Source organism: Acetobacter sp. UBA5411, from assembly GCF_002409645.1.
Lineage (GTDB): Bacteria > Pseudomonadota > Alphaproteobacteria > Acetobacterales > Acetobacteraceae > Acetobacter.
In genome coordinates, this window is record NZ_DHNR01000027.1 from 1 (window position 1) to 9389 (window position 9389).

The following is a 9389-nucleotide window of genomic DNA, read 5'->3' on the forward strand; positions in this document are numbered from 1 at the left end:
CAGTTTTCAATTCTTTGTCCTGCAATTCGCAGATCAGGAGAGACGTATCTTGATCCGTCTTGGCACCTTCACGCGCACCACAAACGGCTTTTTCGGCCAGATCACCACCTTTCTGATGGAGGATGATCTGTCGATCCTCCCCATCGCTGACCCCGCCACAGAGAACACTCCGGATTACCGCGTCCTGCGCGGTCTGGAAGATGACGCCATACAGGTGGGCTGCGCTTGGGCGCGTCAGGGGGAACGCATCGGGCTGTGGCTGGCGGTGATGATTGATGACCCACTTTTCGCCCGTCCCCTGCGTGCCCGGCTGCTTCCGGACCAGAACGAACATGACAGGTTCCATCTGGTCTGGAACCGTCCCCGAACGCCGTCATGAGTGGGGCTAAAACAGCGCTCGGTCTGCTGGTGGTCTGCGCTGGGTTTGCAACCCCTATGCAGACTGCCAACGCCGCGCCGTTCGAGACCTACGTCACCGAGGCCGCGACACGGACGCAGATTCCTTCCGCATGGATTGCTGCCGTGATGCAGGCCGAAAGTCAGGGTGATGCCTCAGCGGTATCACCCAAGGGGGCGATGGGCCTCATGCAGATCATGCCCGACACATGGCGGGAGCTTCGCGCGACGTTGAATCTCGGGGCTGATCCATACGATCCGCACGACAATATCACGGCGGGTGCGGCCTATCTTCGGTGGCTGCATGACCGCTATGGCAATGCGGGTTTTCTGGCTGCCTACAATGCCGGTCCCGGACGGTATGAACAGCTCCTGACATCAGGAAAAATGCTGCCTGATGAGACCCGGAAATACGTCGCGAGAGTCGTCCGGTTGCTACATGGAAAGCGGTTTGATGATTTGGCTTCCGGCACTTCTTTTGCAGCCCGAACGCCCATTGAACCATCATCGACAAGTCTGTTTTTCGTGCGTCCAGACACATCGAAAAACCCACGTCCGATGCTGCCGCTTTTTGCGCACGTAATGCAATCCAATGTGCCGCCTTCAGGTCTGTTCATCCCCATTTCGCAAAGGAGCGCGCCGTGACGAGGGATTTACGGCATGAACGGGAAAACCTGTCATCCCATCGGAAGCGCTTCGGGTATGCGTCCGGGGTTGAGGGGATCTGGAAACATGAAGGAAAGAGAAGGCAAGATAAAACGGCCTGCCACGACACAACGCAATCCGCTGTCGCGTCTTGCTTTTGTGTGTGCAGGCTGGGTCGGTCGTGTGCAGGTTTTTTGGTTTTGTGCCCGTTTCCTGCGGAGTTTTCCTGCACAGGGAGGTTCTGATGGCCCGCTACGAGGATTTCCGTGTCCGTCCGGGCCGCATCCAGAGCAGAGGCAATGCGACCCGGCCCCGGACCTTTCTGGCGCAGGTGCTCCATGCCTCCCGACGCGCGGGCGGAGGCAGTAGCGGCAGCCCCGGAAAGGGAAAAGGCAGCAGCCCGCGCTCCGGCCCCTCGACCTTCGGGCGGGGGCATTCCCGGTTTGGCAGAAGCCGTCTGTTCGACGCCCATCGCCGCGTCACTGTGATGGCTCGCGTGGTGCGACAAAGTGGGCGCGGCGCGCGTCCCGGATCGCTGGCCGATCATCTCGCCTATCTGCGTCGGGATGGCGTCACCCGCGACGACGAGAAAGCGCATCTGTTCGGACCGGATGGTCAGGAGGTGGACGCGAGCGACTTTGCTACCCGCTGCAAAGACGACCGGCATCATTTCCGTTTCATCATCTCGCCCGAGGACGCGCCGGAGATGGCGGACCTCGACGGCTTTACCCGCGACCTCGTGCAGCAGATGGAAGCCGATCTCGGCACAAAGCTGGACTGGGCCGCCATGTCGCACTGGAACACCGACAATCCGCATGTGCATCTGATCGTGCGCGGCGTGGATCAGGACGGGGCCGATCTGGTCATCGCCCGCGACTATATCGGCCACGGGCTACGCTCTCGGGCGGAGGATCTGGTATCGCTCGAACTCGGCCCGCGCGCCGAACACGAGATCGAAGCCGCGTTGCGCCAGGACATGACGGCGGAACGCTGGACCCGGCTCGATACCGAATTGCAGCGTCACGCTGATGATCTGGGCGTCGTGGACCTACGGCCCGATGCTGGGGATGCTCACAGCCTCGGGCGCAACCCAGCGCACCGTACCTTTCTCACCGGCAGAGCACAGACACTGGAACGCATGGGGCTGGCCACGCCGGAAGGATCGGGACGCTGGTCGCTCGCCCCCGGCATGGAGGACACGCTGCGCGAGATGGGCGCGCGCGGCGACATCATCAAAACCATGCACCGTGCCATGACGGAACGAAGCCGGAATCGGGAGATGTCCCCCGGCGATTACGTGATCTCCGGGCGCGATCAGCCCGTCGCCTTGACGGGGCGCTTGCTGGAGCGTGGGCTGCACAACGAACTGACCGGCGAAGCCTATGCCGTAATCGACGCCACCGATGGGCGCATCCATCATGTCCGCTTCCCCGGCGTCGAGGCGTTCCGCGATGCGCCCCGCGACGACGGCATCGTGGAAATCCGCCCCGCAACCGGCAGGACGAGCGGGAAGGATTATCTGGTGCTGTCCGCCCGCTCCGATCTGGACCTTGCCGCCCAGGTCAAAGCGCCAGGTGCCACATGGCTGGATCACCGGCTGGTAGAGCGCCAGCCGATGGACCTTGCCCGCAGCGGCTTCGGGGCCGAGGTGCGGCAGGCCATGCAGGAACGCACGTGGCATCTCGCAGATCATGGGCTGGCGTCATTCCAACAGGATGGGTCCGTCCTCTATCAGCGCAACCTCCTGACGACACTACGCCAGCAGGAACTCGATCAGATCGGCGCGAAACTCGCAAAAGAAAGCGGGCTGACCTATGAGCGCAGTATTCCGGGCAACTTCGTCACCGGCCAGTATGTGAAACGTCTCAGCCTGTCCTCGGGACGCTTCGCCATGATCGACAACGGCATGAGTTTCCAGCTTGTGCCCTGGGCACCGTCGCTGGAAAAGCAGCACGACCGCTATGTGGATGGGGTCGCCCGCGACGATGGGGGCGTCGATTGGCGACATGACCGCAAGCGCGATCTTGGGATCAGCATGTGATCCATGCCGCCCGTTCCTTTTACGTCATGACCCGCCCCGATACGATGGGCACAATTTCGGTCTTGCTTCTGAAAAACGGCTTCGGTCACATCATGGCTTTTCATGGAGGGTTTCCATGCGTGACCGCCTGAACGTCTCCCTGCCCGTCGCCATGATCTCGCAGATCGGCGACCTTGCAGCACGGCGGAAAGTGACGCGCTCCGCCGTGGTGGAGGCAGCAGTTGCCTCGCTTCTGTCGCCCGATAGCACCGAAAAAAGCGAAGCTGCGCTCACACGACGGCTGGACCGGCTCACGCGCCAGATGCAGCGCCAGGAGCGTGACCTGATGATCGCGCTGGAAACCCATGCCCTGTTCATCCGCTTCTGGCTGGGCCAGATGCCGCCCCTGCCCGCCGAGGCGCAGGCCGCCGCCAATGCGCTGGGTCAGGAACGGTTTGCCCGGTTTCTGGATACGCTGGGACGGCGGCTGTCTCAGGGGCGATCCTTCCGGGATGACATCCCGCTCGATATTCCCGCCATGCGTCAGCGCCCTGCTGACAGGGCGGACGGTGCACCGCCCCGTTCATGAACCCTGCAATGACGATCATCCCTCAAGCAGTAGCTTGAGATATCCACCTTCAACCAGGGCGATGCCTTCGTCGCGCCAGTCCTTCGCGGTCCTGCGCCAGCCGTGATCGCGCCATTCGTCCAGAGGCATGGTCAGGGCACGGCGATTAATCAGGACGGCGGCAATGCGGCGTTCATCTGCACCGGCCCGATGCAGATCATAGGCATGCAGACAGCGGATCAGATGCAGGGATCGGAAGGGCGTAATGACCGCTGGCACACGCGAAGGCAGTCTGAAACCCAGATGATGGGCCACGAAGCGCCCGGCCTCATACCAGCGGCTTCGATAATGGGGATCGACCGGGATCACGACAGCGGGGCGCTTCGCAGCGGCGGGATCGTCCAGCAGAAAGAAAAATGTCCCGAAGGAGCCAGTCACGGTGACAGAGCGCCCCGCATCGTCCTCGCTGTCAAACAGGATGTGTCCCATCGCTTCGAAATCCAGCGAGTGGAGATCACTAAAACCGCGTGGTGCATCCGTCAGGCTGATAATCCGGGTTGTGTCTTCCCTGCGCCAGATCACGGGTTTTCGGGTTATGGGGATGTCTGGGTCATGGACAAAACTGCAACCTCCATCGGTCCCGGAACGCCGCCCACAGAAGCGAGGGATTGGCGCTGGCTCCTGCCCGCAGCAGAATGTCGCGGTAATCACTGATGTAGCGGGACCAACGCCGCATGAACGCCCCGGCAAGGGCGGACGCTGACAGGGTTCTCAGGATGGCCAGATCGGCCTCGGAATGCCAGATGTCCAGTGGCATGGGAGCGTCCCTTATCGGCTGGGGAGCCACCGCCCCGGCGCGACAAAACACGCCGCGCCCGTCAGGCAGCCCCGCTTTTCTGATTACATTAGGTTCTCACACTTGCGGCCTAGCCCTACAATTGTTGCAGGAGACGCCTCTCAAAACTTGCAGCGAACTTGCCCAATGATTTTGGCATTAAGACGAGCGACACGATGCTGAATCTAATGGAGAAAAAACTCTGTAGTCCGGGGGGGGGAAATTTCACCAGTTGTAGGTCAAATTTCCATAAAGGCGACGTCCCTGGCCTGTGTAACAAAATGATCCATCACAACTTGTTAAATAGTATTTGTTGGTAAGGTTCGAGACTGCCAACTGTGCTTTCAAACCTTTCAATGCAGGTATTGACTGTCCAAAATCATAATGGGCTCCAATATCGAACATTACGTAAGGAGGAGTTTTAAAAGATTCCACATTATCAACATAGGAATACCCTACGTATCTCATACCCCAATTTACGCCGAGGCCTTTTACAACACTCGAAGGGATAGTGTAATCCGCAAATATCGAGAACATATTACGTGGAACCTGGGGAACAACCTTCCCCGTTTCCGAGACAGCGGCACCATAGCTATTTCCGTAGACATCTACTCGCTGCGCAGTTTCATTAGTCTTCGCAAAACGAATGTCGGTATATGTATAGGATGCAATAAGCCTAAGATCTCGGGTAATATTTGCGTTGGCTGACACTTCAAAACCTTGAGACCGAACACGCCCCGCGTCACTGCTAAACCCAGTGTGTACAAGATCACTTATGAGGTAGTGATCCTCATCAATACGGAAGGCGGCTGCTGTGATAAGAATATCTTTTTTAGGCACTTTATATTTTAATCCGGCCTCTATCTGCCTTCCTGTCAACGGCGAAAACGGTTGTCCTTGATAATTTGTGGAGCCATTTTGAGGAATAAAAGAAGTTGCATAACTAAAATACGGCGACAACCCGAATTTCGTATTATATATTATACCAGCTCGCCACGTGAAAGCATTTTGTGGCTTTGGAGACTTAAAATTATCAGTTATTTTTACATCATGAGATGTATTTATATTACTAATACTATACCTCTTGTTATCATAACTTACCCAATCTTCACGACCACCCAAGAGAATAGAAAGCCCCTTCCACTTGATCTGATCCTGGAAATAAACACCTTCTTGAAAGTAGTTATAGGGACCCATACTGCCGCTGACACGACATGATGCTGAATACACATCCATGCATACTGCTGTATTGGTAGTCGGGTTATATATATTTTGAGTATATGTTTTTGTGAAATCGTACAGAGCATTTTGTGTATATTCATATTGCCTATAGTCCGAACCGACGACCCATGTGTGCTGCAAAGGGCCAGTTGAAAACTTTCCATAGACACGAGAATCAAGGCCTAGCGTTTTTGACCTCTGATAAATAGACCACGGACGAAGCCCCATTTCAGAACCGCTATACCCCGTAGTATAAGTATCGTTCATAACCGACTGGGAATCGTCATATCTAAACACTTGAGAGAATGAAACAAATTTATTAAATTTATGTTTGAACATAAATTCAAACATAGCATCTTTGGATCCGTTCTGATTCCAACTCTTGTATCCAGAAAACGTGCTTCTAGAAATTCGAGGACAATTGACGTTTTGTATTAATGTTCCGCATGTCGGGTATTGTATATAATTTCTTCCGCTTTCCGGTGTATACATATACATCCCGAGCAGCGTCAAAGAAGTCTTTGGGTCAATGTCCCATGTAATAGATGGCAGAACGCCAACTCGTTGATAACCAATATGGTCAACCTGCGTTCCGGAATCTACTCCAATAGCCGCCACGCGATACCGCACGTTGCCAGATTTTGTAACTTTGTCACTCACATCGACGGTAGCCTCGTACCGTCCCCAACTCCCAAAGCCGAGTGAAACCTGATGAAGGGGAGTATCCGTAGGCTTTTTGAGACTAATGCCGATGAGGCCTCCGGGATTGGTCTGACCATACATCACCGAGGCTGGTCCATTGACAGCTTCGATCCTCTCGATAAAAGCTGTTTCCCCAGCACTGGCACTATTGAGACGAAGACCATCCACAAAGGAACTCGTACTAAATCCTCGTTGCTCTATTCCGCTATTGGTCCCCGAGGCGCCACTGCCGTTAGCGTAGTTTCCGTTTACTTCTGAATAGACACCCGGGGTGTAGCGTAATGCTTCAGCTACATCTTGGGGCTGTTGGTCGCTCATTAACTGTTTTGTGATCACATATATAGAATTAGGTATTTCGGTGATCGGAGTGTCTGTTTTGGTTCCTGCCATTGTGGTTGTTGCAACGTATCCTACACCGGGACCGGTAGGATCTTGATGTGTGACGGTTCCTCCCACGCGCACGGGACCCAGCGTAATATTGGCGGAAGCGGTTACCAAGGTAACGACGTTCCCATTGACCCGATATGTCAGACCCGTACCACTCAGAATTTGCGCCAAAGACTGCGAAGGCGACATCGTCCCGTTGACTGCGTGGGACGTCTTACCTTCAGCCAATGACGCCGGAATACTCACTTGCAAGCCAGCCTGACGACCAAACTGTGTCAGCGCAGCAGGCAGCGGTTGCGCAGATATGTGAAACTCTTTCGATGTCATCGTTTGCGCATGGAGCGGCGAAACAACAATCCCGGTCAGAGCCGACGTCAAGAAAAAAACCTTTGAATTCCCGACATATTTCCGCATCCATGCGTCGCCGGATTTTGCACCCATCACCTGATTACCTTCTCTATGCTACAGCCCGATGGCGCTTGCTGCATTGCGCATTTTCTGCGAACGCGACGCAACTGCATGCCCTATGTTTCTACTGACTGTTGAGAGGGTGTTTTTTTGAAAATTCTGAAAAATAAAATACAGGCCGATTTATATGGCACTGTCAGAACAAAGAGTTAGCTGTCGGAAAGAATCACAAGCCAGGGCGATATTCTGGTGATTTTAATCCTATAGGCGTCGGCCAAGGCCTTGATGGCCGCCTGCGGATGCTGAAGATCATAGACACCCGTTACGCGCCTGGCTCCAAGCGTGCGCCCCCTAAGAATGAGTACTCCTCGGTGCCACGGACGAATTGCCTCCACGACATCGGATATGGTCCGGTTCTGGACAGTGAGCACCCCGTCACGCCATCCCGCAATCATAGTCGGATCGACATTCCCCCGTCTCACACCATGACGAGCAGAGATCGCAACAGTTTGTCCGGCAATAAGCTCTTCGGATATCGGTGGCGGGTTAACAGACGTTACCTTCACCGCACCGCTTTCTACAGAAACGTCTGTCTCCCGTTCCGCTTCCTGCACGTCGAATCTCGTACCGACATCCATGACGTCCAGATCATGTGCGACGACGTGGAAAGGTTGTTCTGCGGAATGTCTTACATCAAACCACGCTTCCCCTTGCAGAAGCCGGACAGTGCGCGAATGAGCATCAGACGTGAATGCGATTGCAGAACGGGGCGCGAGGGTCACCGTGCTTCCGTCTGGCAGGGACACCGTCCGTAACTGCCCTACACCGGTTACCTGATCTGCCTGCAAACAGAGACGCACGTCAGACCCAACAATTAGCCAACCTACTGCTACACTCGCGGCAAGAGCGGTTACTCCGTAAAATCGCCTGCGACGCACAGTTCGCCGGGACACTACCTTTCCAACCGGCGCAAAGGACATGGAGGGCGTGGCGTTGCTCAAGGTCGGACGCCATGTGTCCTCAAAAGCTGGCTTCGTTTCGCCTATGCCGCCGTAAACCCGCGAGACTTTAGCCCACGCACGCGTATTCTCTGTTGTCGCGTGTAACCAGCTATTGAATTTCTGACGAATCGTCGGATCTTCGCCTTCTTCCTGGAGCGAGATCACCCAATCCAAAGCTTCGCTTTCTTCGGGCGTCAGATTTTCCAGATCATCGGTCTCCACCGCGAAGCCCCCAAACACAAACGGATATGCGGGAAGGCATGCCCATGGGCAGACCGATCCATCTCCGTCTTATTATGAAAAGACTATCGGACGCGGGATTTTTTCGGGGAAAACATATGGGCATACGAGAAAATCAGCCCAACTTCGTCAGGCAGTGCGCCACACCCTTACGTATGAAATAATGCGCCTGCGTGGTGGAAACATCCAGTGCTTCGGCAATTTCCCGTAATTTCGCGCCGCCCAGACGGTGCATTTCGACAGCTATCCGTATGTTGTCGGGCAATTCAGACAACGCTTCCTGAAGCCGGAAAATTTCCATCCGCGTGAGTGTTTGTTGTTCCGGCGAGGCTTCCGTCGATGCCATATCGGCCAGATTTGTGTCTGAATCCGCGACGAATAGCCGCTCGCGCCTTTTCCGTGACCTGATATGGTCAAGAGCTAAGTTATGCACTACCCGTCGCAGGTAGGCCGCAGGTTTTTCCAGTAATTGCTTTGCCGCAGCCTCGGCCAGCCGGACATAAGCCTCTTGAACGACTTCTTCAGCCTGATCACGACTTCCCGTCAGACGCCAGGCGTAGCTCACCATTTCGCCGTGCGCCTGAGCGCTGTGTTTGTAGGTTGCCGTGCTCACCCGCTGCTGCCCCGAATCCCGACTCACAAAGTGAGAACCGTTCGCATTTCTGGTTACGTTAAGGGGCCGTGAAAAGCAAGGAGAACGGAAGTAGACCCTATAGGGCTTGGGCCGATTCTCAGCCTTCCTGCCCCTCTGCTCCCGCGTCTTAGGACGCGAGCCTGCTACGCGGGATTTCTCTCCCGAATGATTCCTATATGATTCCAGTTGGTGTGGGAGAAACGCAAAAGGCCGCCCATGAGGCGACCTAAGCGTTTGATATTAAACGGAATTTCATGGTTGCGGGGACAGGATTTGAACCTGTGACCTTCAGGTTATGAGTTTGTAGGCAAGAGCTACGCCCTGCCACGAAA

9 protein-coding genes are annotated in these 9389 nt (G+C 55.4%); 4 read left to right on the plus strand and 5 right to left on the minus strand.

Going from position 1 to position 9389, the window contains the following annotated elements:
• From B3759_RS08565 to B3759_RS08580, 4 genes are all read left to right on the plus strand, one after another.
• Nucleotides 1-379, plus strand: a 379-nt coding sequence (locus B3759_RS08565) for a DUF736 domain-containing protein (protein ID WP_291365543.1), incomplete at its 5' end; no start/stop codon positions are given.
• Nucleotides 376-1041: a lytic transglycosylase domain-containing protein gene (locus B3759_RS08570; protein ID WP_408736470.1), complete on the plus strand. Its 666-nt coding sequence runs from the start codon at nt 376-378 to the stop codon at nt 1039-1041. The genes B3759_RS08565 and B3759_RS08570, both read left to right, overlap by 4 nt.
• 244 nt (nt 1042-1285) lie before the next feature.
• Nucleotides 1286-3082, plus strand: a complete 1797-nt coding sequence (locus tag B3759_RS08575; protein WP_291365550.1) for a relaxase/mobilization nuclease domain-containing protein — start codon at nt 1286-1288, stop codon at nt 3080-3082.
• Nucleotides 3083-3197: 115 nt separating this feature from the next.
• A complete protein-coding gene (locus tag B3759_RS08580) occupies nt 3198-3650 on the plus strand; it encodes a CopG family transcriptional regulator (RefSeq protein ID WP_291365544.1) in 453 nt (150 codons plus the stop codon).
• A gap of 15 nt (nt 3651-3665) precedes the next feature.
• Here B3759_RS08580 and B3759_RS08585 read toward each other — a convergent pair whose 3' ends face one another.
• From B3759_RS08585 to B3759_RS08605, 5 genes are all read right to left on the minus strand, one after another.
• Nucleotides 3666-4211 (minus strand): DUF2285 domain-containing protein, encoded by a 546-nt coding sequence (locus B3759_RS08585; RefSeq protein WP_291365545.1) that lies wholly within the window; start codon nt 4209-4211, stop codon nt 3666-3668.
• 28 nt (nt 4212-4239) lie between these two features.
• Nucleotides 4240-4446: a transcriptional regulator domain-containing protein gene (locus B3759_RS08590; protein WP_291365546.1), complete on the minus strand. Its 207-nt coding sequence runs from the start codon at nt 4444-4446 to the stop codon at nt 4240-4242.
• Nucleotides 4447-4689: 243 nt separating this feature from the next.
• Entirely contained in the window at nt 4690-7215 is a 2526-nt protein-coding gene (locus B3759_RS08595) for a TonB-dependent siderophore receptor (RefSeq protein WP_291365547.1), read from the minus strand.
• Nucleotides 7216-7391: 176 nt separating this feature from the next.
• A complete protein-coding gene (locus B3759_RS08600) occupies nt 7392-8405 on the minus strand; it encodes a FecR family protein (RefSeq protein WP_291365548.1) in 1014 nt (337 codons plus the stop codon).
• Nucleotides 8406-8538: 133 nt separating this feature from the next.
• The gene (locus B3759_RS08605; protein WP_275877942.1) at nt 8539-9036 is read right to left on the minus strand and encodes a sigma-70 family RNA polymerase sigma factor; all 498 of its coding nucleotides are present in this window, start codon (nt 9034-9036) and stop codon (nt 8539-8541) included.
• Between the last annotated feature and the right edge of the window lie 353 nt (nt 9037-9389).

Bases quoted from the DNA above. Each gene is read 5' to 3' on its own strand.
- B3759_RS08590 (WP_291365546.1), bottom strand. From the start codon at position 4,446: ATGCCACTGGACATCTGGCATTCCGAGGCCGATCTGGCCATCCTGAGA.
- B3759_RS08580 (WP_291365544.1), top strand. From the start codon at position 3,198: ATGCGTGACCGCCTGAACGTCTCCCTGCCCGTCGCCATGATCTCGCAG.
- B3759_RS08570 (WP_408736470.1), top strand. From the start codon at position 376: ATGAGTGGGGCTAAAACAGCGCTCGGTCTGCTGGTGGTCTGCGCTGGG.
- B3759_RS08575 (WP_291365550.1), top strand. From the start codon at position 1,286: ATGGCCCGCTACGAGGATTTCCGTGTCCGTCCGGGCCGCATCCAGAGC.
- B3759_RS08595 (WP_291365547.1), bottom strand. From the start codon at position 7,215: ATGGGTGCAAAATCCGGCGACGCATGGATGCGGAAATATGTCGGGAAT.